Source organism: Sphingomonas sp. 67-41 (assembly GCF_001899725.1).
In the GTDB taxonomy this organism is placed as follows: domain Bacteria; phylum Pseudomonadota; class Alphaproteobacteria; order Sphingomonadales; family Sphingomonadaceae; genus Sphingomonas; species Sphingomonas leidyi.
The window spans coordinates 186,947-208,166 of sequence record NZ_MKWJ01000031.1; the positions used below are offsets into that span (position 1 = coordinate 186,947).

A 21,220-nucleotide genomic window follows, 5' to 3' on the forward strand; every position below is an offset into this window, starting at 1 on the left:
GAGTGTCGGGCGGTTGCCTTTTAATGAGGGCCGCTGTAAGGGCGCGCCTTCGGTTTTGGGTACAGCATAGAAGTCCGGCAACGGGCTCCGCTCTTTCGCATTGGTAGGGACATGGAAACGCAGAATATCCGTATTCGCCTGAAGGCGTTCGATCATCGAGTGCTCGACCAGGCGACCGGCGACATCGCCGACACTGCGCGCCGCACCGGCGCTCTCATCCGTGGCCCGATCCCGCTTCCGACGAAGATCGAGAAGTTCACGGTCAACCGTGGCCCCCACATCGACAAGAAGTCGCGCGAGCAGTTCGAAGTGCGCACCTACAAGCGCATGCTCGACATCGTGCAGCCGACTCCGCAGACCGTGGACGCGCTGATGAAGCTCGACCTGGCTGCCGGCGTCGACGTCGAGATCAAGCTGGCCTGAGCCAGTTGAAGCCCCTGCGAAAGCGGGGGCTTTCTCCTTCCGCCGCATTCCCGCAGAGGAATGCAGGTGAAGGGGTGGACAGGGAAGCGCTGCTGACGTAAAGGCGCGCCTCCACACGAGATTCGCGATTCCCTTTTGAGGGATTCGCCGGTTCCTCCACCGGATCGATCCCGATCCGAAGCAAGGAACCCGGAGGGCGCCAAGCGCGCGCTCACATCGCGATAGGGATACCGCCGGCCTCTTCGGAGAACCGGGCCTGCGTCCCCCGTCGCCTCTTCCTTCGGGGAGGGGTTCAGCCCGGACGGGGGCTCGCATCATATTTTCGGGCTGAGGCACGCACCCGCGGGAATTCCCCCTCGGGTGCCTATGCATAGGAGCAACTGGTCATGCGCACTGGCGTGATCGCGAAGAAGTTGGGGATGACCCGCCTGTTCCAGGACGACGGCCGCCACGTGCCCGTCACCGTCCTGGCGCTCGAAGGCGTGCAGGTCGTCTCCGTCCGCGAAAAGGATCGCGACGGCTATACCGCCGTCCAGCTCGGCGCCGGCACGGCGAAGAGCAAGAATGTCGCCAAGCCGCAGCGCGGCCATTTCGGCAAGGCCGAAGTCGAGCCCAAGGCGGTGGTCCATGAGTTCCGCGTCGACGCGGACGGCCTGCTCGAAGTGGGCGCCGAGATCTCGGCCGACCATTATGTCGCCGGCCAGTTCGTCGACATCCAGGGCAAGACGCAGGGCAAGGGCTTTGCGGGCGGCATGAAGCGTTGGGGCTTCGGCGGTCTGCGCGCCACCCACGGCGTCTCGGTCTCGCACCGCTCGCTCGGTTCGACCGGTCAGCGCCAGGATCCGGGCAAGGTCTTCAAGAACAAGAAGATGGCCGGCCACATGGGCGACAAGTTCCGCACCCAGCAGAACCTCGAGATCGTCGGCACCGACGTCGAGCGCGGCCTGATCTTCGTCAAGGGCTCGGTCCCTGGCTCGAAGGGCGGCTGGCTGTTCGTGAAGGACGCCGTGAAGGTCGCCCGCCCCGACGCCGCGCCGTTCCCGGCCGGCATCAAGTCGGTCGCCAACAACAACGACACCGCCCCCGCGGAGACCCCGGCTGAAGTGACCGAGGCCCCCGAGGCGACCGAAGGCCAGGAGGGCTAAGTGAAGGTCAAGGTTCAAACCCTCGACGCCAAGGCATCGGGCGACATCGAGCTCAACGACGGCGTCTTCGCTGTCGAGCCGCGCGCCGACATCCTGCACCGCGTCGTCACCTGGCAGCTCGAGAAGCGCCGCGCCACCGCGCGCGGCACCCGCGAGCGCGCCGACGTCGCCCGCTCGGGCAAGAAGTTCGGTCGCCAGAAGGGCGGCGGCACCGCCCGTCACGGCGATCGCCGCGCCCCGGTGTTCATCGGCGGCGGTAAGGCGCACGGCGCTCGCGTTCGCGACTTCAATCCGTCGCTGAACAAGAAGATCCGCGCGCTCGGCCTGAAGATGGCCCTCAGCAGCCACGCCAAGGCGGGTTCGCTGATCGTCGTCGACGCGTTCAGCACCGCCAAGACCGCGGAGCTCAAGGCGCAGTTCGCCAAGCTCGGCACCGGCAAGACCGCGCTGGTGATCGACGGCGAGGCCGGCAACGGCTTCCTGGCCGCGCGCAACCTGATCGGCGTGAACGTCCTCCCCGCGGTGGGCGCCAACGTCTACGACATCCTGAAGCACGACACGCTGGTCCTGACCCGCGCTGCCGTCGAGAAGCTGGAGGCGCGCTTCAATGGCTAAGAAGCAGGCAGCCGCGATCGACAACCGTCATTATGACGTGATTGTCGCGCCGCACATCACCGAGAAGTCGACGCTCGTCTCCGAGCACAACGCCGTTGTGTTCAAGGTCGCCGGCGACGCCACGAAGCCCGAGATCAAGGCCGCCGTCGAGGCGCTCTGGAAGGTCAAGGTGACCGGCGTCAACACGATCGTCCAGAAGGGCAAGACCAAGAAGTGGAAGGGCGCCCCCTACAAGCGCTCTGACGTGAAGAAGGCTATCGTGACGCTCGCCGACGGCGACCAGATCGACGTGACCTCGGGGGTCAATTCGTAATGGCACTCAAGAATTACAATCCGACGTCGCCTGGCGTCCGCGGCCTGATCCTGATCGACCGTTCGGCCCTGTACAAGGGTCGCCCGGTCAAGGCGCTGACCGAGGGCAAGACCAAGACCGGCGGCCGCAACAACAAGGGCCATGTGACCTCGCGCGGTATCGCCGGCGGCCACAAGCAGCGCTATCGCATCATCGATTTCAAGCGCCGCCTGTGGGACGTCGAGGGCACCGTCGAGCGGATCGAATATGATCCCAACCGCACCGCCTTCATCGCGCTGGTCAACTACGGCGCCGACGAGAACGGCAAGGACCGCGTCGCCTATATCATCGCGCCGCAGCGCCTCGCCGTCGGCGACAAGGTGATCGCCGGCAAGAAGACCGACGTGAAGCCGGGCAATGCCATGGAGCTGTCGTCGATGCCGGTCGGCACCATCGTCCACAATGTGGAGATGAAGCCGGGCAAGGGCGGCCAGATCGCGCGTTCGGCGGGCACCTATGTGCAGGTCGTCGGCCGCGACCGCGGCATGGTCATCGTCCGCCTGAACTCGGGCGAGCAGCGCTACATCCACGGCAACTGCATGGCGACGGTCGGTGCGGTGTCCAACCCGGACAACCAGAACACCAACCTCGGCAAGGCCGGCCGCAACCGCTGGAAGGGCATCCGCCCGCTGACCCGCGGTGTCGCGAAGAACCCGGTCGACCACCCGCATGGCGGTGGTGAAGGCCGGACCTCGGGCGGCCGCCACCCGGTCACCCCGTGGGGCAAGCCGACCAAGGGTGCGCGCACCCGCCACAACAAGGCGACGGACAAGATGATCATCCGCAGCCGTCACGCGAAGAAGAAGGGCTAACCGATGGCTCGCTCCGTTTGGAAGGGTCCGTTCGTGGACCTCCACCTGCTCAAGAAGGCGCAGACCGCGCAGGAGCAGGGCACCCGCGCCGGTCCGATCAAGACCTGGTCGCGCCGCTCGACGATCCTGCCGGACTTCGTCGGCCTGACGTTCAGCGTCTACAATGGCCGCAAGTTCGTGCCGGTCTCGGTCAACGAGGACATGGTCGGCATGAAGCTCGGCGAATTCGCGCCGACCCGCTTCTTCCCGGGCCACGCTGCCGACAAGAAGGGTAAGCGCTAATGAGCAAGCCTGCAGCCCCCCGCAAGGTTGGCGACAAGGAAGCCCTTGCCGTCGCCACGCAGATCCGCGGCTCGGCCCAGAAGCTGAACCTCGTTGCGGGCCTGATCCGCGGCAAGAAGGCCGGCGATGCGCTGAACATCCTTCAGTTCTCGACCAAGGCCATGGCCGTCGACGCCCGCAAGGTTCTCGCCTCGGCGATCGCCAATGCGGAAAACAACCACAACCTCGACGTCGACGCGCTCGTCGTCGCCGAGGCTTCGGTCGGCAAGTCGATCACGATGAAGCGCTTCGCGACCCGCGGCCGTGGCAAGTCCACCCGCATCCTGAAGCCGTTCAGCCGTCTTCGCATCGTCGTCCGCGAGCAGGAAGAAGCATAATGGGTCACAAGAGCAACCCGATCGGCCTTCGCCTCCAGGTCAACCGCACCTGGGACAGCCGCTGGTTCGCCGAGGGCGCCGACTATGGCCGCCTTCTCATGGAGGACCTCAAGATCCGCAAGTACATCCTCGAGACGCTGCCCCAGGCCGCGATCTCGAAGGTGGTGATCGAGCGCCCGGCCAAGCTGTGCCGCGTGTCCATCTATGCCGCGCGCCCCGGCGTGATCATCGGCAAGAAGGGCTCGGACATCGAGAAGCTGCGCAAGACGCTGAGCGCGATGACCTCGAGCGACGTGAGCCTGAACATCGTCGAGATCCGCAAGCCGGAAGTCGACGCCAAGCTCGTCGCCCAGGGCATCGCCGACCAGCTCGAGCGCCGCATCGCCTTCCGCCGCGCCATGAAGCGCGCGGTGCAGTCGGCCATGCGCCTCGGCGCCGAGGGCATCCGGATCAACTGCGGCGGCCGTCTCGGCGGCGCCGAGATCGCCCGGTCGGAATGGTATCGCGAAGGTCGCGTTCCGCTGCACACGCTGCGCGCGAACATCGATCACGCCACTGCCGAAGCGCACACCGCCTATGGCGTCTGCGGCGTGAAGGTGTGGATCTTCAAGGGTGAGATCCTCGGCCACGATCCGATGGCGACCGATCGCCTCAACCTGGAATCGCAGACGACGGGCGTGCGCCCGGCGCGCGAAGACCGCCGCTAAGGGTTAGGACAGAATCATGTTGCAACCGAAGCGCACCAAGTTCCGCAAGGCCTTCAAGGGCCGCATCCATGGCGACGCCAAGGGTGGCACCGCGCTGAACTTCGGGTCGTACGGCCTGAAGGCGATGGAGCCGGAGCGGATCACCGCCCGCCAGATCGAAGCGGCTCGCCGCGCGATCACGCGTCACATCAAGCGCCAGGGCCGTCTCTGGATCCGCATCTTCCCGGACGTGCCGGTTTCGTCGAAGCCCGCCGAAGTCCGCATGGGCTCGGGCAAGGGCTCGCCGGAATTCTGGGTCGCCCGCGTCAAGCCGGGCCGCATCCTGTTCGAGCTGGACGGCGTGCCGGGCCCGCTCGCCGCGGAAGCGTTCGAGCGCGCGGCGATGAAGCTGCCGATCAAGGTCAAGGTCGTGGCTCGCCTCGGCGATACCTCGCACCTGGAGGGTTGATAGAATGACCAAGGCTACCGATCTTCGTGCGAAGACCGAGGACCAGCTGAGCGAAGAGCTCGGCAACCTGAAGCGCGAGGCGTTCAACCTCCGTTTCCAGGCCGCGACCAGCCAGCTCGAGAAGCCGAGCCGGGTCCGCGAGGTCCGTCGCGACATCGCCCGTATCAAGACGCTGCAGAACGAGCGCTCGCGCTCGGCTGCGAAGTAAGAGGACGAAACCATGCCGAAGCGCGTGCTGACCGGGAACGTGGTTTCCGACAAGGGCGACAAGACGGTCGTCGTGCTCGTGGAGCGTAAGGTGAAGCACCCGCTCTACGGCAAGATCATCCGTCGCTCGAAGAAGTATCATGCCCATGACGAGGGCAATGAGTACAAGGCCGGCGAGACCGTGCGCATCGAAGAGACTGCGCCGATCTCGAAGCTCAAGACCTGGAAGGTGATCGAGCGGGTGAACACCCACGCGACCCCGACCAAGTCGGACGCAGCCGCCTAAGCATTTTCAACTGGAACCGCCGGGCAGGGATGTCCCGGTAGGCCGAACGAGAAGGAACCGGATCGATGATCCAGATGCAGTCCAATCTCGACGTCGCAGACAACAGCGGCGCGAAGCGGGTGCAGTGCATCAAGGTGCTGGGCGGATCGAAGCGTCGCTTCGCGTCCGTGGGCGACGTCATCGTCGTCAGCATCAAGGAAGCTGCTCCCCGCGGCAAGGTGAAGAAGGGTGACGTGCACCGCGCCGTCATCGTCCGCACCGCCAAGGACGTCCGCCGCGCCGATGGCTCGGTCATTCGCTTCGACGGCAACGCTGCCGTCCTGGTCAACAAGAACGAGGAGCCGATCGGCACCCGTATCTTTGGCCCGGTGGTCCGCGAGCTGCGCTCGAAGGGCTTCATGAAGATCATTTCGCTCGCCCCCGAGGTGCTGTGATGGCTACTGCCAAGATCAAGAAGGGCGACCAGGTCATCGTTCTGTCCGGCAAGGACAAGGGGCGGACCGGCGAAGTCGTCAAGTCGCTGCCCAAGGACGGCAAGGTTGTCGTCTCGGGCATCAACGTCGCCGTGCGCCACCGCAAGCCGAGCCAGACCAACCCGCAGGGTGGCCTGGAGCGTTCGGAAGCGCCGATGGCGGTGTCGAAGGTCGCGCACGTGACCAAGGACGGCAAGCCGACGCGCGTCCGCTTCGAGGAGCGCGACGGCAAGAAGGTCCGCGTCGCCGTCAAGACCGGGGAGGTCATCAATGGCTGATTCCTACACGCCGCGCATGCGCAAGCTCTATGACGAGCAGATCGCCAAGGCGATGACCGAGAAGTTCGGTTACAAGAACGTCATGGAAGTGCCGAAGATCGAGAAGATCGTGCTCAACATGGGCGTCGGCGAAGCCACGCAGGACAAGAAGAAGGTCGAGCAGGCCGCGTCGGAGATGGAACTCATCGCCGGCCAGAAGCCCGTCGTGACCAAGGCGAAGAAGTCGATCGCGCAGTTCAAGCTGCGCGAGGGCATGCCGATCGGCGCGAAGGTCACCCTTCGCCGCGAGCGCATGTACGAGTTCCTCGACCGCTTCATCACGATCGCGCTGCCGCGCGTTCGCGACTTCCGTGGCCTTAACCCGAAGTCGTTCGACGGCCGTGGCAACTATGCCTGCGGCCTCAAGGAGCAGCTGATCTTCCCGGAAATCAGCTACGATAAGGTCGACAAGATCCGCGGCATGGACGTGATCGTGACCACCACCGCGAAGACCGACGACGAGGCTCGCGAGCTTCTCCGTCTCTTCGGTTTCCCGTTCCCGCAGGATGCGGACGGCGAAGCCAAGGCCGCGTAAAGGAAAGAGAACTTAAGTCATGGCGAAACTGAGTTCCGTGAACAAGAACGAGCGTCGCAAGCAGCTGGTGAAGAAGTACGCCGGCAAGTATGCGAAGCTGAAGGCGATCGCGAACGACGAGAGCCTCGATGAGACCGAGCGTCTCATCGCGCGTCTCAAGCTGGCCGAGATTCCCCGCAACGGGAACCCGACCCGCATTCGCAACCGGTGCGAGCTCACCGGTCGCCCCCGCGGTTACTACCGCAAGTTCCGTCTCGCTCGTGTCATGCTGCGCGATCTGGCCAACAAGGGCCTGATCCCCGGCGTCACCAAGTCGAGCTGGTAAGGATCACGAAGATGGCAGTGACCGATCCCCTGGGTGATATGCTCACCCGCATCCGCAACGGCCAGCGCGCCCGCAAGGACTCCGTCCTGACGCCGGCGAGCAAGCTGCGTGCGCGCGTTCTCGATGTGCTCCAGCGCGAAGGCTATATCCGTGGCTATAGCGAAGAGCAGATGGGCCCCGCCGCGGGCATCCGCATCGAGCTGAAGTATTTCGAGGGCCAGCCGGCGATCAAGCACGTCGCGCGCATCTCGAAGCCGGGCCGCCGCGTCTATTCGGGCAGCCAGGAGCTTCCCCGCGTGCGCAACGGCCTGGGCATCACGATCGTCTCGACGCCTCGCGGCGTTCTCTCGGACGCGGAAGCGCGCGAGCAGAATGTCGGCGGCGAAGTGCTGGCGGAGGTGTTCTGATGAGCCGCATCGGCAAGAAGCCGGTCACCGTGCCGGCAGGCGTTACCGCCTCGATCGATGGCCGCGTGCTGAGCGTGAAGGGCCCGAAGGGCACCCTGTCGCTCAACCTGCGCGACGAGATCAGCTACACCGTCGAAGACGGCGGCATCGTGGTGAAGCCGGCGAACGAGACCAAGCAGGCGCGTGCCTTTTGGGGCATGCAGCGCACGCTGGTGCAGAACCTCGTCACCGGCGTGACGGAGGGCTTCACCAAGAAGCTCCTGATCACCGGCGTCGGCTATCGCGCTGCGTCGCAGGGCAAGGTGCTCAAGCTCCAGCTCGGCTATTCGCACGACGTGAACATCGACGTGCCGGAAGGCATCGAGATCAAGACCCCGGATCAGACCACGGTCGAGATCTCGGGGATCGACAAGCAGAAGGTCGGCCAGATTGCGGCCGAGATTCGCCGCTGGCGCAAGCCCGAGCCGTACAAGGGCAAGGGCATCAAGTACGACGGCGAGTTCATCTTCCGTAAGGAAGGGAAGAAGAAGTGATCAGCACCAAGGGTCTCTCGCTTTTCGCGAAGCGTCGTCGCCGCAACCGCACTGCGCTGCGTGCGCGTGCCGGTGGTCGTCCGCGTCTTTCGGTCCATCGCTCGGGCAAGCATATCTATGCCCAGGTGATCGACGATACGCAGGGCAAGACCGTCGCCGCGGCTTCCACCCTCGACAAGGACGTGCGCGGCAAGACCGGCGCGACCATCGAGGCCGCGCAGGAAGTCGGCAAGCGCGTTGCCGCGGCCGCCAAGGCCGCCGGCATCACCCAGGTCGTGTTCGACCGCGGTGGCTTCCTCTATCATGGCCGCGTCAAGGCGCTGGCCGATGCCGCTCGTGAGAGCGGGCTGGAGTTCTGAGAATGGCTGACGAAAACAACCAGGCGCCGGAAGGCGCGGGCTTCGAGGCCCAGGACGCCGGTGCCGGCGCTCCGCAGGAGCAGCAGGGCCGTGGCCGCGGCCGTGGCCGTGGTGGTCCGGGCGGCGGCGGTGATCGCGGCCGTGGCGGCCGTGACGGCAACCGTGGCCGTCGCGACGATCGTCGTGGCCAGAACGCCGAGGACGGCGGCGAGGAGCTGATCGAGAAGCTGGTCCACATCAACCGCGTCTCGAAGACGGTGAAGGGCGGCAAGCGCTTCGGCTTCGCGGCGCTGGTCGTCGTGGGCGACGGCAAGGGCCGTGTCGGCTTCGGCCATGGCAAGGCCCGCGAGGTGCCGGAAGCCATTTCGAAGGCGACCGCCTCGGCCAAGAAGAAGATGCTGCGCGTTCCGCTCAAGGAAGGCCGCACGCTGCACCATGACGGTGCGGGTCACTTCGGTGCCGGTCGCGTCTATGTGCGCTCGGCTCCGCAGGGTACCGGCATCATCGCGGGCGGCCCGATGCGCGCCGTCTTCGAGAGCCTGGGCGTGGCGGACGTGGTGACCAAGTCGGTCGGCACTTCGAACCCCTACAACATGATCCGCGCCACCTTCGAAGCGCTTGGCGAGCAGACCTCGCCGAAGAGCGTTGCGCAGCGCCGCGGCAAGAAGATCGCCGATCTGCTCGGCCGCGGTGGTTCGCAGACCGCCGAGGCGGATGCGGCCGCGATCGCGGAGTAAGCGACATGGCCCAGGAAACCCGCAAGACTGTCAAGATCCAGCAGATCGGCTCGCCGATCCGCCGCACCAAGGATCAGCGCGCGACGCTGATCGGCCTTGGCCTCAACAAGATGCACAAGGTCTCGGAGCTCGAGGACACTCCCGAAGTTCGGGGCATGATCCGCAAGCTGCCGCACATGGTGAAGGTGCTCGAGGGCTGAAGCCTTCGCGTATCCTGCAGCAAAATCGAGAAGGGGCGGTAGGCAACTACCGCCCCTTTTCCTTTGCGGCGGGCAAGGCGGGGCGGCTGCTTCAATCCGCCATGGCCGGACTGCCGCTTGTAATGCGGCGACGGCGACGCCAGCATCGACACCATGCGGGGAAGCCGAACAGCAAGGCGTGGATGGGTGCTCGCGAGCGTGGTCCTTGCGCTTGCGGCAGCCTTGGTACTGGCTTTCCTGTGGCGCCAGGCGCGCCAGGATCAGCCGGAATTTCCTCCGCCCGGCCCAGCCATTGTCGATGGCGTCTTCGCCGAGGATCGGTTGTGGCTGCGTCTGGAGAATGGGAGCCTCGTCTCCCTGCGACCGGATGCGGCAAGGGCGGAGCGCGAGGTGTTGCCGGGCAAGGCGCTTGGTTTGTGCCGCGCGGGAGGATCGCCGGTGGTGCTGGTTCAGGCGAGCGGGCAGGGGGCGTGGCTGCTCCAGGCCCGTGCGTCGGGGAAGTGGGGTCCCGGCAGATCGCTTGCTGTGGGGAAGGAGAACCTGATCGCCTTTGGCTGCGGCATGGATGGCGCGTTCGTCGTCACCAACCGGCGGCTCCTCACGATCGAAGGCGATACGGTGCGCGAAACCGCGCTCAGCCGCGAGCTCGAGGCGCCGATCGTCAGCACCACGATGTTCGCCGATGCCGCGGCGCTCTGGGTCGGCTTCAACAATGGAGAATGGGGCGGGGGACTGACCCGCATCCGCCGCGCGGATGGCAAGGTCGAGTCGCTCGAAAGCAATAGATCCGGCACGCTCTGCGGCGGGCCGCTCAACGCCGGGTGCGACGCGGTGAACGCGATCGCTGCCTCGCCCCGAGACCGCGGTTGCATCGTGGCCGCGATCGGCCTGGTGCATATGATGTCGCACGGCAGGATCGTGGAGCTTTGCGGCAATCGGATCCGGCGTCTCTATTACAAGGCGGAGGATCCCCAGCCGCCCTATCCGGACAAGAATGCCGATGAACCGGGAAATACCGTTGCCTTCTTCGGCGCCGCGCAGGTCCGGGGCGACCTGTGGGCGGTAGGGACTGACGGGCTCTATCGGTTCCCCGGTTCCGGGGGCGTCGCCTTTCGCTCTCTGCCGCGTTTCGAGGATCGCGGGGGCTATCGTGTGAGCTTCGCAGTACCAGGCGTCGTGTTGGTTCTTACGGATGTGAACGGGAAGGCATCCCTGAGCGGGGCGGTGCCGCTTCTGGTCGTGCGCTGAAGGCGGAGCGCGCGGATTGGGGAGTCGACAAGACGTCTCCGCCCCGCTATGGGCCCCGCTTCCTTTTCCATCAGCGCGACAAAAGCGAAAGCGAGTGCACGACCATGAAGCTCAACGATCTCCGCGATAACAATGGTGCCCGTCAGGGCCGCGTCCGTGTCGGCCGCGGCATCGGCTCGGGCCTGGGCAAGACCGCCGGCCGCGGCCAGAAGGGCCAGAAGAGCCGCGAAGGCGTCTCGATCAAGGGCTTCGAGGGCGGCCAGATGCCGCTCCACATGCGTATCCCGAAGCGCGGCTTCAACAACATCTTCGCCAAGGATTATGCCGAGGTGAACCTGGGCGCGATCCAGAAGGCGATCGACTCGGGCAAGCTGACCGCGACCGACCTGACCCAGGCCGAGCTGAACGCGGCGGGCCTGACCCGTGGCGGCAAGGACGGCGTGCGCCTGCTCGGCAAGGGCGAGCTCAAGGCCAAGCTGAACTTCACCGTCGCCGGCGCGTCGAAGAGCGCGATCGAGGCGGTCGAGAAGGCCGGCGGCACCGTGACGATCCCGACGATCGTGCCGGCCGCCGAGAAGGCCAAGGCCAAGCACCGCGTCGTGCAGAAGGCCCGCGCGGCGGACAAGGAAGCCAAGAAGGCCGCCGCCAAGGCGTGACGACGCGGCGCCCCGGTCGCGTGCCGGGGATCCAGCATCGTGCCGTTCGCAACTTGTCCCCAGCCTCGGGCCGGGGACAGATTGCCCAAAGGGTTGGACACCCTATATGAGCGGCGGGGGGCGGAAACGCTCATCCGCCGTTTCTGTTTCCGGGACCTGATACAATATGGCCTCCGCCTCCGATCAACTTGCTTCCAGCATCAACCTGGCGAAGTTCGCCCAGGCGACCGATCTCAAGAAGCGCCTGTGGTTCACCCTCGGCGCGCTGATCGTCTTCCGGATGCTGAGCTACGTGCCGCTGCCGGGCGTCGACCCCACCCAGCTGAATCTGCTTGCGCAGCAGACCCAGGGCGGCGTGCTCGACTTCTTCAACAACTTCACCGGCGGCGCGCTCAACCGCATGTCGATCGTCGCGCTCGGCGTGATGCCCTACATCACCGCCTCGATCGTGGTGCAGCTCGCGACGTCGCTGTCGCCGCAGCTCAACGCGATCAAGAAGGAAGGCGAGAGCGGCCGCAAGCGGCTGAACCAGTACACCCGCTACGGCACCGTCGCGCTGACCGCGGTGCAGGGCTATTTCATCGCCGTCGGCCTCGAGACGTTCGGTGCCAGCCAGGGCCTGCAGCCCGTGGTGGAGCCCGGCCTGATCTTCCGCATCGGCGCGGTGATCTCGCTGATCGGCGGCACCATGTTCCTGATGTGGATCGGCGAGCAGATCACCAATCGCGGCATCGGCAACGGCATCTCGCTGATCATCATGGCCGGCATCGTCGCCCGCCTGCCCACCACGCTCGTCCAGCTGTTCGAGAGCGGCCGCACCGGGTCGATCGATCCGCTGCGCCTGATCACGATCATCGTCGGCGTGGCGATCCTGGTGCTGTTCATCTGCTTCATGGAGCGTGCCCAGCGCCGCATCCTGATCCAGTATCCGAAGCGCCAGACGGCGCGCGGCGTGCAGGCCGAGCGCAGCCACCTGCCGCTCAAGCTCAACACCGCCGGCGTGATCCCGCCGATCTTCGCCTCGTCGCTGCTGCTCCTGCCGCTGACCGTCACTCAGTTCGCCGGCAACATGACCGCGGGCGAGAACTGGTGGAGCGACCTGATCATCAACCTGAACACCTGGCTGCGCCACGGCTCGCCGGTGTACATGACGCTCTACGGCCTCGGCATCATCTTCTTCTCCTTCTTCTACACCGCCGTGGTGTTCAATCCGGAGGAGACGGCCGAGAACCTCAAGCGCTATGGCGGGTTCATCCCGGGCATCCGCCCCGGCAAGAACACCGAGCTCTATTTCGATTACGTGCTCACGCGCATCACCGTGATCGGTGCGGCCTATCTGACGATCATCTGCCTCGTTCCCGAAGCGGTGTTCTCGTCGATGAGCATTCCGTTCCTGATGGGCGGCACCAGCCTGCTCATCGTCGTCAACGTGACGATGGACACGGTGACCCAGATCCAGTCGCACCTGCTGGCGCACCAGTATGGCGACCTGATCAAGAAAGCGAAGCTCAAGGGCCGCGCGCGCTGAGCGCGGCCCAAACTGGCCGAAACTGAGGGGATAGGCTTAGTGAACATCATCCTGTTGGGCCCGCCGGGAGCCGGCAAGGGCACCCAGGCTAAGCGGCTCGAGCAAGAGCGCGGCATGGTTCAGCTCTCGACCGGCGACATGCTGCGCGCCGCAGTCAAGGCGGGGACGCCCACCGGCCTGCAGGCCAAGGCAGTCATGGACGCGGGCGAACTCGTGTCCGATTCGATCGTCTCGGGCATCATCGGCGAGCGGCTCGACATGGAAGACACGCTGAAGGGGGCGATCTTCGACGGCTATCCGCGCACCGCGGCCCAGGCCGAATCGCTGGATTCGCTGCTTTCGGAGCGCGGCCGCAAGCTCGACTATGTGATCGAGCTCGAAGTGGACGAGGACGCGCTGGTCGAGCGCGTCGAGGGTCGCTTCACCTGCGCGAACTGCGGCGAGGGCTATCACGACAAGTTCAAGCTGCCCAAGGTCGCGGGCACGTGCGACGTGTGCGGCCATCACGAGTTCAAGCGCCGCCCGGACGACAATGCCGAGACGGTGCGCACCCGCATGGCCGAGTATCGCGCCAAGACCGCGCCGATCCTGCCCTTCTACGATGCCAAGGGGCTGGTGCGGAAGGTCGACGGCATGGCCGATATCGCCGAAGTGGGCGCGCAGATCGACGCGATCCTCGACGGCACTGCCTGATCCCGGCCCGGCCGGGCCGCTCGGCGCTTTGTAATATATTGTTGCCCTAACCCCTGCTTAAGCCGGGACTGGGACCATTCCCCTTTGCCCCGGCATCCAGGCCGGGCGGGGGATTGGTCATCGATGTTGCCCAAGCGCGCCCTGTTGCGAGCCGCCCGGTGGACCGGCCTGTCGATGCTCGCCCGCCGCATGACCGGCGCCCAGCTGCGCATCCTTTGCTATCATGGCCTGTGGCTGGCGCCCGGCGCGCCCTTTGGCAGCTGCCTGTTCATGACGCCCGAGCGGTTCGCGGCGCGCATGGCGCGGCTGGCGCGATCGGGCCTGCCGGTGCTGCCGCTGGGCGAGGCAGTCGAGCGGCTCGCCGCGAACCGCCTGCCGCGTGCCGCGGTGGTGATCACGATCGATGATGGCTGGGCCTCGACCCACAGCCACATGCTGCCGGTGCTCGAGCGGCATCGCCTTCCCGCGACGCTCTATGCCACCACCTGGTATGCGGGGCGCGATCTGCCGGTGATCAATGTTGCGGTAGACTATCTCATCGCCGCTTCGGGCCGGGCGGGGGAGGATCGCGGCGCGGTGATCCGCCGGATCGAGGCGCTGCCGGAGCGGGAGCGGCTCGATGCGCTGCGGGCGCATGGCCGGGCGCTCGGCGTGGGCGAGGCCTGGCTCGAATGCCGGCAGTTCCATCTCATGCGCCCGGCCGAGATCGCCGACGCGCATGGCCGGGGGCTCGACATCCAGCTCCACACCCATCGGCATATCGACGTTGCCGGCCGCATCGGCCAGCTCGTGCCGGAGATAGCGGCGAACCGAGCCGCGCTGGTCGCCGCGACCGGCGCCGGCGCATTTCTGCTATCCGAGCGGCACCTTCCATCCGTCCGCGCCGGCGCTGCTCGCGGCGAGCGGCATTCGCTCCGCCACGCTGGTGACCGAGGGGCTCAACCCGCCCGGTGCCAGCCCCTATGCGCTGCGCCGCTTCGTCGACGGGCAGCACGTGCGGGCCAGCGCCTTCGATGCCTATCTGGACGGCACGCTCCACTATGTCTCCCGCGCGCGGGCGGTGGCCGGTCGGATCGAGATCGAAGTGCCGCGCCGTGTCGCCGCCGCTTCTGGAATGCTGCTCTGCGCGCTATGATCGCCCTGGCTCGAGGGGGGAGGGATCATGAAGGCGCATTTTCCGATAGTGCTGGCGCTCGCCGCCGCCGCGCCTGCCGCCGCCGAAGTCGCCGCTTCGACGGAAACCAGCTTCACCGTCGTCGAGAAGGGGGCGATTGCCGCGCCGCCCGCCAAGGTCTGGGCGGCCCTGGTCACGCCCTCGGCCTGGTGGAGCGGCGAGCATAGCTGGTCGGGCAGCGCCGCGAACCTCTCGCTCGATCCGCGGCCCGGCGGCTGCTGGTGCGAGAAGCTGCCGGACGGCGGCGGCGTCGAGCATATGCGCGTGATCTTCGTCCGCCCGGGCAAGATGCTGCGCCTCAGCGGCGGGCTGGGGCCGCTGCAATCCTTTCCGGCCAGCGCAGTGATGACGGTCACGCTCGATCCCGCGCCGGACGGCAAGTCGACCAGGGTGACGATCGAATATGCGGTGGCGGGCGCGCCGGGCCTGGGCCGGATCGCCGCGCCGGTCGATGGCGTGCTTGCTGCGCAGCTTGCCGGGCTGAAGGCCGCCGCCGAGCGCTGAGCGGTTTCAACATTACGGTTTTTTCATGCCCCGGTCACCGCCCGTGGTGCCGCGGCGGGCTATCAGCAGCCCATGGCCGGCATGCCCCCGCCGGTCACGCATCAGAGGTCAAACACATCCGGTTTACGCGTTGCTCTTCCCGGCGCCGGCCCGGTCGCTCCTCCCCCTGCGATCGCCGCCGTGCCGATGGTCCGGATCAGCCCCCTTTCCGGATCGGGCTCGCCGGGAAGAGCGCCCAGGATGCGGATGCGCACTGAAGGCGCCGATGCTGCCCTGGCATCGACGCTCGGCCGGCGGACGCCCCCTTGTCCGTCGGCCACCCCTTTTGCCGGCTCGGGCGGAGGATGGACGTGAAGCACCATATCCTGATCGTCGAGGATGATGCCGCCGCCGTGGATTTCGTGACCCAGGGGCTCGCCGATGCCGGTTTCGCCATCGAGGCCTGCGCCGATGGCAGTACCGGTCTTGCCCGCGCGGCCGAGGGGGATTTCGACCTGTGGATCTTCGATCGCATGCTTCCCGGCATGGACGGCCTGTCGATGCTGGGTGCGCTGCGCGAACAGGGGCTGCGGACCCCGGCGATCATGCTCTCCGCACTCGGCACGGTCGACGACAAGGTGGGCGGGCTTGCTGCGGGTGCCGACGATTATCTTGCCAAGCCCTTCTCCTTCGCCGAGCTGCGCGCGCGCATCGCCGCACTGCTGCGCCGCGCCGATCGGGCCGAGGCGGACTCCAAGGCGACCCGGATCGTCGTCGGGGATCTCGAGATCGATCTGCTCAGCCGCACCGTTGCCCGTGCCGGCCGCGCCGTGCCCCTGGTGGCGCGCGAGTTCCACCTGCTCGAATATCTCGCCCGCCATGCCGGCGAGGTCGTCACCCGTACCATGATGCTGGAGCATGTGTGGAACTGCCGCTTCGATCCTGGCTCGAACGTGGTCGACGTCCATATCGGCCGGCTGCGCCGCAAGCTGGAGGAAGGGGAAGCCCCGATCCTCCATACGGTGCGTGGCGCGGGGTACCGGCTGGCGGCTGAAGGATAGCGCGCATCCCGCTCTCGACATGTGCCGCGCGCGGCGCGCGCGCCCTGCGATGCGGGGCCGCGCCCGTTCCGCTGCGCCGGCGGCATGACGCCGGGTGCCCAGCCGATCGGTCGCGCCTTCGTCATGCGCACATGGGCGAGCCAATCGCGCCGGCAAGGGCTTCGACGATCCGGTTGAACGCCATGCCTGCAGGATGGGCCGGCGGCATCGGCTTGGCGGAAGCCCCGGATTCGTGTATAAGTCCATTTTCGGCGAAAGCCTTTTCCACAGCGCTTGACTCTGCGCTGGTGGATGCATATGTCGCGCATCTTCCGAAACACCGGTGTCCGGCGGCGTGCTTGTGCGCTCGTCGTGCCGCCGCATTTCGGGATCAACGCTACGAGATGGGGTGCGAGCTGCCATGCGGCGCCCCGTGGAGCTGGGAGAAAAAATTCATGGCTCGTATTGCGGGGGTTAATATCCCGACGAATAAGCGCGTCGTCATCGCGCTTCAGTACATCCACGGCATTGGCGCGGCCAAGGCCAAGGAGATCACCGCCAAGCTGAACATCGCGGACGAGCGCCGCGTGCAGGACCTGTCGGACCAGGAAGTGCTGCAGATCCGCGAGGCGATCGACGCCGGCTACACCGTCGAGGGCGACCTTCGCCGCCAGACCGCGATGAACATCAAGCGCCTGATGGACCTGGCCTGCTATCGCGGCCTGCGTCACCGCAAGGGCCTTCCGGTCCGTGGCCAGCGCACGCACACCAATGCGCGCACCCGCAAGGGCAAGGCCAAGCCCATCGCCGGCAAGAAGAAGTAAGGGAGCGCTGAGAAATGGCACGTGAACCGCAGCGCATCCGCCGTCGTGAGCGCAAGAACATCACCGCCGGCGTCGCCCATGTGAACGCCAGCTTCAACAACACCATGATCACCATCACCGACGCGCAGGGCAACGCCATCTCGTGGTCGTCGGCCGGCATGATGGGCTTCAAGGGCTCGCGCAAGTCGACCCCGTACGCCGCCCAGGTCGCCGCCGAGGATGCGGGCCGCAAGGCCGCCGAGCACGGCGTGCGCACCCTCGAGGTCGAAGTGAAGGGCCCGGGTTCGGGCCGCGAGAGCGCCCTTCGCGCGCTGCAGGCGGTCGGCTTCCAGATCACGTCGATCCGCGACGTGACTCCGATCCCGCACAACGGCGTCCGTCCGTCGAAGCGCCGTCGCGTCTGATCGTTCCTGCTTGTCGCCGCGGGCCCAGAGGCGGGTCCGCGGTCTTGCAGCAATTACCTGGCGGGACGCGCCTCTGGTCCCGCCCAACATGAGGAAAGCCCGTGTCGGTCAACGCTAAGAACTGGCAGGAACTCAAGAAGCCCAACGGCCTCGAGAAGAAGCCCGGTGGCGATCCCAAGCGCAAGTCGACCTTCGTGGCGGAGCCGCTCGAGCGCGGTTTCGGCCTGACGCTCGGCAACGCGCTGCGCCGCGTGCTGCTCTCGTCGCTGCAGGGCGCCGCGGTCACTTCGATCAAGATCGAGAACGTCCTCCACGAGTTCAGCTCGCTGGCGGGCGTGCGCGAGGACGTGACGGACATCGTCCTCAACGTGAAGCAGATCGCGATCCGCATGCAGGGCGAAGGCCCGAAGCGCCTCCAGCTTTCGGCCACCGGCCCGGCTGAGGTGAAGGCCGGCGACATCGCCGTCTCGGGCGACATCGAGGTGATGAACCCCGATCTCGTCATCTGCCACCTGGACGATGGCGCGACGCTCAACATGGAGCTGACCGCCGACACCGGCAAGGGCTATGTCCCCGCCGCGTCGAACCGTCCGGCGGATGCGCCGATCGGCCTGATCCCGGTCGACGCGCTGTACAGCCCGGTCCGCCAGGTCTCGTACAAGGTCGAGAACACCCGCGTCGGCCAGGAGCTCGACTACGACAAGCTCACCCTGTCGATCGAGACCGACGGCACGATCACCCCGGAAGACGCGGTGGCCTATGCCGCGCGCATCCTCCAGGACCAGCTGGCGCTGTTCGTCCATTTCGACGATTCGGCGATCACCCGCTCGGCTCCGATCGGCATGGCGGCTGCGGCTCCGGCTGCGGAGGGCGCCGCGGGCGACGCTTCGCAGATCAACCGCTATCTGCTGAAGAAGGTCGACGAGCTGGAGCTGTCGGTCCGCTCGGCCAACTGCCTCAAGAACGACAACATCATCTATATCGGCGATCTGGTCCAGAAGACCGAGGCCGAGATGCTGCGCACGCCGAACTTCGGCCGCAAGTCGCTCAACGAGATCAAGGAAGTGCTTTCGAGCATGGGCCTGCGCCTGGGCATGGAAATCCCGGGCTGGCCGCCCGAGAACATCGAAGAGATGGCCAAGAAGCTCGAGCAGGAGATCATGGGCTAAGGCTCAAGATCGCTGCGGAACAAACGGAAGGGCCGCCCCGAAAGGGGCGGCCCTTTTGGTTTGCGCGGAGCATGGGCAGCTTTGTGCACCAAGTCGATCATAAGCCGCGCTTCGGGCCAAACCATTGGTCTATCCAGGTGTTGGGCAGCGGCTGACCGACGCGTGATTGTCACGCATCGCTCCGAAATCGCCTTGTAATGTAGGATTTGGAATGTTCCTCTTATGTTTCATAGGAAGCAGAGGAGCAAAATATGTCTGCCGTCGAGAGCTATTCTTCCCTCGCAGCCTTGAAGGCCGGCACGGCGAGCGGTGCGGCGTGCCTGGTCGGGGCAAGCGGCATTCCGGACGGAGTCTTGTTCTTCACATCCGGCGACTTCACCGACCAAGCCGATAATGTGAACATTGTGAAGGCCGACAGCGTCTCGCTGACCGCAGGGGCCTGGGTTCGACAAGCCGCAACGGCCGTGGTTGCGAAGTATCCCGCCGCGGGTGCGCCCTTCCTGAATCTTCGCGACTATATCCTCGACAACGGCTCCTACAATGTAATGGGTTTCGTGCCGCAGGCTGCCAAATCGGGCATACGCGATCGAACCAGCACCATTGACGTCGACGCTGCGATCCAGACTGCCATGGAAGCCATCGAAGGCGAGCGCGGTGGCGGACTCCTCTGGATGCCTGCCGGGCGCTTCAACATCGGGTCTCCCGTCATCGGTCAGCAAGGAGTGGGCATTTACGGACAAGGCCCCGCTGCCACATATCTCCATAATCGAGGGACTGGAGACTGTCTTGTCTATGGCACGGGCGCCGGAAGCGGCGATGCCGATTTTGAACGGACCCTCATTGAAGGCTTGGCTATCATCGGTTCGCCAACCAGCGGGAAAGCGTTCTGGGGCCGCAAGGCGACCACGATGTTCTGCATCCGCGATGTATATATCGAGAGCGGCAACAGTCCGGTCGTTCTGGATAGCTGTTATTCGCTGATGATGGAGAGGGTGCAGGTTCGCGGAGCGGAAACCGGCGACAATATTGTCCTGAACGCGATTAGCCATGACGTGACATTGCTGCAGGTGTCGTCGCAAGTCGCAAAGGCGGGCGCTGGTATCGCCATCGCTGGATGTTTCACGCCCCGCATCTACGGCGGAAAAGCGGAATTCAACAAACATGACCAGGTGCGGATCAAGAGCTGTCGAGGCGTCACCATTCGAGACATGTACATCGAGGGGATTCAGCCGAGTTCGACGGGATATGCGGGCATCGGTATCGCCGACGCCGATGCGGTCATTGTCTCGGGTGGCCTCTTCGACGCGACGCAGGGGGGCGCGATCGTAACCGGCTCGATTTCAGGAACCACGCTGACGGTCACGGAGGTTCTTTCGGGTATTCTCTATCGCGGAGCAAGCCTGACCGGAGCTGGTATCAGTGGAGGAACGATGATCACGGGCCTGGGAACCGGAGTTGGCAAAGAAGGAACCTATACCGTGAACAACGCGCAAAACGTGCCTTTGGGCACCATGCGGGCTCATGGCGGCGGGCCGATGGGGACCGATGGCACCGGCACCTACGTGAAGGTGAGCCGCGAGAGTTCTGCGGTAAGCATGTCGGACTATGGCTTTGTCAGCATCGATGCGAGCCAGCGCCACGTCGATTTTGGGGCATTGGCCTATGCATGCGAGGCCCGCATACCGTTTGGCGCGAGCTTTGCGAACGCCAACCCCGACAGCAACTTCATTCGGTTTCGGCCTGGCGAAGATGCACCGCTGCTGGTTACCGTCTCGAGTGCGCAAGCGATTGCCCATAATATGACTACGACGATCAGCTTCAATGTAGCAACCAAGGACGTGCGCAACGAGTGGAATGGAAACAATACATTTTCACCAGCCGTGACGGATATCTATATGGTCCGAGGCTTTATCCAGCTGGACGGCCTTGTCGGGACATCTCAGGCGAATATCATTCTCTATAATGTGACGGACTCGGAGAATGTAGCCCAGTTGGTCCGATACCTTCTCCCAGTCGCCCCCTCGGTGGATTTCTCATTCGAAGGAAAGCTGCGAGCTGGCAAAAGCTACCAGATACGGCTGTATTACTCCGACAGCGCGGCTTCCGCACGGAATACTTCCGGTCAGGCTTCGTCCAACCAGATCTCCATCGAGCGCGTGAAATAGATCGTGGATTCAGAATGAACGCTATGAAGAAAAATTGGTCATAGACACTATGGTCATGAAGCGATAAATCCGCTTCTTGGCCATTATATTTCTAGCTCAACTCTTAGATTTCCTGCTGATAAAGCTAATTTTCTGTTTCCGGACCGCCGCTTGGACTTGCCGAACCTGCTCCCGAACTCCGCTACCGGGTCCTTGGTGGTTGTTTGGCAGTTCCGGCGGGGGATGTCCGCCATCCTTCGATCCCCTTGACATCGCCACGCTCATATGGTACAAAACAGGAACATGCTGCTCTGCGC

31 protein-coding genes and 1 pseudogene are annotated in these 21,220 nt (G+C 65.3%); all 32 read left to right on the forward strand.

Annotation, left to right across the window (positions count from 1 at the left end; genetic code table 11):
• Positions 1-111 precede the first annotated feature (111 nt).
• The 32 genes and pseudogenes from rpsJ to BGP17_RS21765 all read left to right on the forward strand — a co-directional run bounded on the left by rpsJ (position 112) and on the right by BGP17_RS21765 (position 20,924).
• Positions 112-423 carry a 30S ribosomal protein S10 gene (gene rpsJ, locus BGP17_RS21610; protein ID WP_029936463.1) on the forward strand — a complete coding sequence of 104 codons (312 nt, stop codon included), beginning with the start codon at positions 112-114 and terminating at the stop codon, positions 421-423.
• Between the two features lie 386 nt (positions 424-809).
• A complete protein-coding gene (gene rplC / locus BGP17_RS21615; RefSeq protein WP_086128640.1) occupies positions 810-1,568 on the forward strand; it encodes a 50S ribosomal protein L3 in 759 nt (252 codons plus the stop codon).
• Entirely contained in the window at positions 1,569-2,183 is a 615-nt protein-coding gene (gene rplD / locus BGP17_RS21620; RefSeq protein ID WP_286713578.1) for a 50S ribosomal protein L4, read from the forward strand.
• The gene (locus tag BGP17_RS21625) at positions 2,176-2,496 is read left to right on the forward strand and encodes a 50S ribosomal protein L23 (protein ID WP_086128642.1); all 321 of its coding nucleotides are present in this window, start codon (positions 2,176-2,178) and stop codon (positions 2,494-2,496) included. Before rplD ends, BGP17_RS21625 begins: the two co-directional genes overlap by 8 nt.
• The gene (gene rplB, locus BGP17_RS21630) at positions 2,496-3,347 is read left to right on the forward strand and encodes a 50S ribosomal protein L2 (protein ID WP_086128643.1); all 852 of its coding nucleotides are present in this window, start codon (positions 2,496-2,498) and stop codon (positions 3,345-3,347) included. The genes BGP17_RS21625 and rplB overlap by 1 nt, the downstream gene beginning before the upstream one ends.
• A 3-nt stretch (positions 3,348-3,350) precedes the next feature.
• Positions 3,351-3,629, forward strand: coding sequence for a 30S ribosomal protein S19 (gene rpsS / locus BGP17_RS21635; protein WP_086128644.1), 279 nt, complete (start codon positions 3,351-3,353; stop codon positions 3,627-3,629).
• A complete protein-coding gene (rplV, locus tag BGP17_RS21640; RefSeq protein ID WP_086128645.1) occupies positions 3,629-4,006 on the forward strand; it encodes a 50S ribosomal protein L22 in 378 nt (125 codons plus the stop codon). The genes rpsS and rplV overlap by 1 nt, the downstream gene beginning before the upstream one ends.
• Positions 4,006-4,713, forward strand: coding sequence for a 30S ribosomal protein S3 (gene rpsC / locus BGP17_RS21645; RefSeq protein WP_086128646.1), 708 nt, complete (start codon positions 4,006-4,008; stop codon positions 4,711-4,713). Before rplV ends, rpsC begins: the two co-directional genes overlap by 1 nt.
• 16 nt (positions 4,714-4,729) lie before the next feature.
• Positions 4,730-5,161: a 50S ribosomal protein L16 gene (gene rplP / locus BGP17_RS21650; RefSeq protein WP_086128647.1), complete on the forward strand. Its 432-nt coding sequence runs from the start codon at positions 4,730-4,732 to the stop codon at positions 5,159-5,161.
• 4 nt (positions 5,162-5,165) lie between these two features.
• Positions 5,166-5,369, forward strand: coding sequence for a 50S ribosomal protein L29 (gene rpmC / locus BGP17_RS21655; RefSeq protein ID WP_086128648.1), 204 nt, complete (start codon positions 5,166-5,168; stop codon positions 5,367-5,369).
• A gap of 12 nt (positions 5,370-5,381) precedes the next feature.
• On the forward strand, positions 5,382-5,654 hold the full coding sequence (gene rpsQ / locus BGP17_RS21660) for a 30S ribosomal protein S17 (RefSeq protein WP_086128649.1): 273 nt from the start codon (positions 5,382-5,384) through the stop codon (positions 5,652-5,654).
• A gap of 65 nt (positions 5,655-5,719) precedes the next feature.
• The gene (gene rplN, locus BGP17_RS21665; RefSeq protein WP_086128650.1) at positions 5,720-6,088 is read left to right on the forward strand and encodes a 50S ribosomal protein L14; all 369 of its coding nucleotides are present in this window, start codon (positions 5,720-5,722) and stop codon (positions 6,086-6,088) included.
• Positions 6,088-6,405, forward strand: a complete 318-nt coding sequence (gene rplX / locus BGP17_RS21670; protein ID WP_086128651.1) for a 50S ribosomal protein L24 — start codon at positions 6,088-6,090, stop codon at positions 6,403-6,405. The genes rplN and rplX overlap by 1 nt, the downstream gene beginning before the upstream one ends.
• Positions 6,398-6,979 carry a 50S ribosomal protein L5 gene (gene rplE, locus BGP17_RS21675; protein WP_086128652.1) on the forward strand — a complete coding sequence of 194 codons (582 nt, stop codon included), beginning with the start codon at positions 6,398-6,400 and terminating at the stop codon, positions 6,977-6,979. Before rplX ends, rplE begins: the two co-directional genes overlap by 8 nt.
• Before the next feature lie 19 nt (positions 6,980-6,998).
• Complete coding sequence (gene rpsN / locus BGP17_RS21680; protein ID WP_086128653.1) at positions 6,999-7,304, forward strand: 30S ribosomal protein S14; 306 nt, start codon at positions 6,999-7,001, stop codon at positions 7,302-7,304.
• Positions 7,305-7,315: 11 nt separating this feature from the next.
• The gene (rpsH, locus tag BGP17_RS21685; RefSeq protein WP_086128654.1) at positions 7,316-7,711 is read left to right on the forward strand and encodes a 30S ribosomal protein S8; all 396 of its coding nucleotides are present in this window, start codon (positions 7,316-7,318) and stop codon (positions 7,709-7,711) included.
• Entirely contained in the window at positions 7,711-8,244 is a 534-nt protein-coding gene (gene rplF, locus BGP17_RS21690; protein WP_167297947.1) for a 50S ribosomal protein L6, read from the forward strand. The genes rpsH and rplF overlap by 1 nt, the downstream gene beginning before the upstream one ends.
• Positions 8,244-8,603, forward strand: coding sequence for a 50S ribosomal protein L18 (gene rplR / locus BGP17_RS21695; RefSeq protein ID WP_179188060.1), 360 nt, complete (start codon positions 8,244-8,246; stop codon positions 8,601-8,603). Before rplF ends, rplR begins: the two co-directional genes overlap by 1 nt.
• Before the next feature lie 2 nt (positions 8,604-8,605).
• Entirely contained in the window at positions 8,606-9,340 is a 735-nt protein-coding gene (gene rpsE, locus BGP17_RS21700) for a 30S ribosomal protein S5 (RefSeq protein WP_086128657.1), read from the forward strand.
• A 5-nt stretch (positions 9,341-9,345) separates the two neighbouring features.
• Positions 9,346-9,540, forward strand: coding sequence for a 50S ribosomal protein L30 (gene rpmD / locus BGP17_RS21705; protein ID WP_167297948.1), 195 nt, complete (start codon positions 9,346-9,348; stop codon positions 9,538-9,540).
• A gap of 222 nt (positions 9,541-9,762) precedes the next feature.
• Entirely contained in the window at positions 9,763-10,788 is a 1,026-nt protein-coding gene (locus BGP17_RS21710; RefSeq protein ID WP_286713580.1) for a hypothetical protein, read from the forward strand.
• A 104-nt stretch (positions 10,789-10,892) separates the two neighbouring features.
• A complete protein-coding gene (gene rplO, locus BGP17_RS21715; RefSeq protein WP_167297950.1) occupies positions 10,893-11,444 on the forward strand; it encodes a 50S ribosomal protein L15 in 552 nt (183 codons plus the stop codon).
• Positions 11,445-11,610: 166 nt separating this feature from the next.
• A complete protein-coding gene (gene secY / locus BGP17_RS21720; protein ID WP_086128661.1) occupies positions 11,611-12,972 on the forward strand; it encodes a preprotein translocase subunit SecY in 1,362 nt (453 codons plus the stop codon).
• A 39-nt stretch (positions 12,973-13,011) separates the two neighbouring features.
• On the forward strand, positions 13,012-13,665 hold the full coding sequence (locus BGP17_RS21725) for an adenylate kinase (RefSeq protein ID WP_286713581.1): 654 nt from the start codon (positions 13,012-13,014) through the stop codon (positions 13,663-13,665).
• 432 nt (positions 13,666-14,097) lie between these two features.
• Positions 14,098-14,442 (forward strand): annotated as a pseudogene (locus BGP17_RS23900) (polysaccharide deacetylase family protein); the annotation flags it as partial.
• Positions 14,443-14,590: 148 nt separating this feature from the next.
• On the forward strand, positions 14,591-14,800 hold the full coding sequence (locus BGP17_RS21735; RefSeq protein ID WP_286713583.1) for a hypothetical protein: 210 nt from the start codon (positions 14,591-14,593) through the stop codon (positions 14,798-14,800).
• A 27-nt stretch (positions 14,801-14,827) separates the two neighbouring features.
• A complete protein-coding gene (locus BGP17_RS21740) occupies positions 14,828-15,343 on the forward strand; it encodes an SRPBCC family protein (RefSeq protein WP_286713584.1) in 516 nt (171 codons plus the stop codon).
• A 350-nt stretch (positions 15,344-15,693) separates the two neighbouring features.
• Positions 15,694-16,383, forward strand: a complete 690-nt coding sequence (locus BGP17_RS21745; RefSeq protein ID WP_286713586.1) for a response regulator transcription factor — start codon at positions 15,694-15,696, stop codon at positions 16,381-16,383.
• Positions 16,384-16,817: 434 nt separating this feature from the next.
• A complete protein-coding gene (rpsM, locus tag BGP17_RS21750; protein WP_137862269.1) occupies positions 16,818-17,186 on the forward strand; it encodes a 30S ribosomal protein S13 in 369 nt (122 codons plus the stop codon).
• A gap of 14 nt (positions 17,187-17,200) precedes the next feature.
• Positions 17,201-17,590, forward strand: coding sequence for a 30S ribosomal protein S11 (rpsK, locus tag BGP17_RS21755; RefSeq protein WP_010545745.1), 390 nt, complete (start codon positions 17,201-17,203; stop codon positions 17,588-17,590).
• 101 nt (positions 17,591-17,691) lie between these two features.
• Positions 17,692-18,759: a DNA-directed RNA polymerase subunit alpha gene (locus BGP17_RS21760; RefSeq protein ID WP_086128667.1), complete on the forward strand. Its 1,068-nt coding sequence runs from the start codon at positions 17,692-17,694 to the stop codon at positions 18,757-18,759.
• Positions 18,760-19,010: 251 nt separating this feature from the next.
• The gene (locus tag BGP17_RS21765) at positions 19,011-20,924 is read left to right on the forward strand and encodes a hypothetical protein (protein ID WP_286713587.1); all 1,914 of its coding nucleotides are present in this window, start codon (positions 19,011-19,013) and stop codon (positions 20,922-20,924) included.
• Positions 20,925-21,220 lie beyond the last annotated feature (296 nt).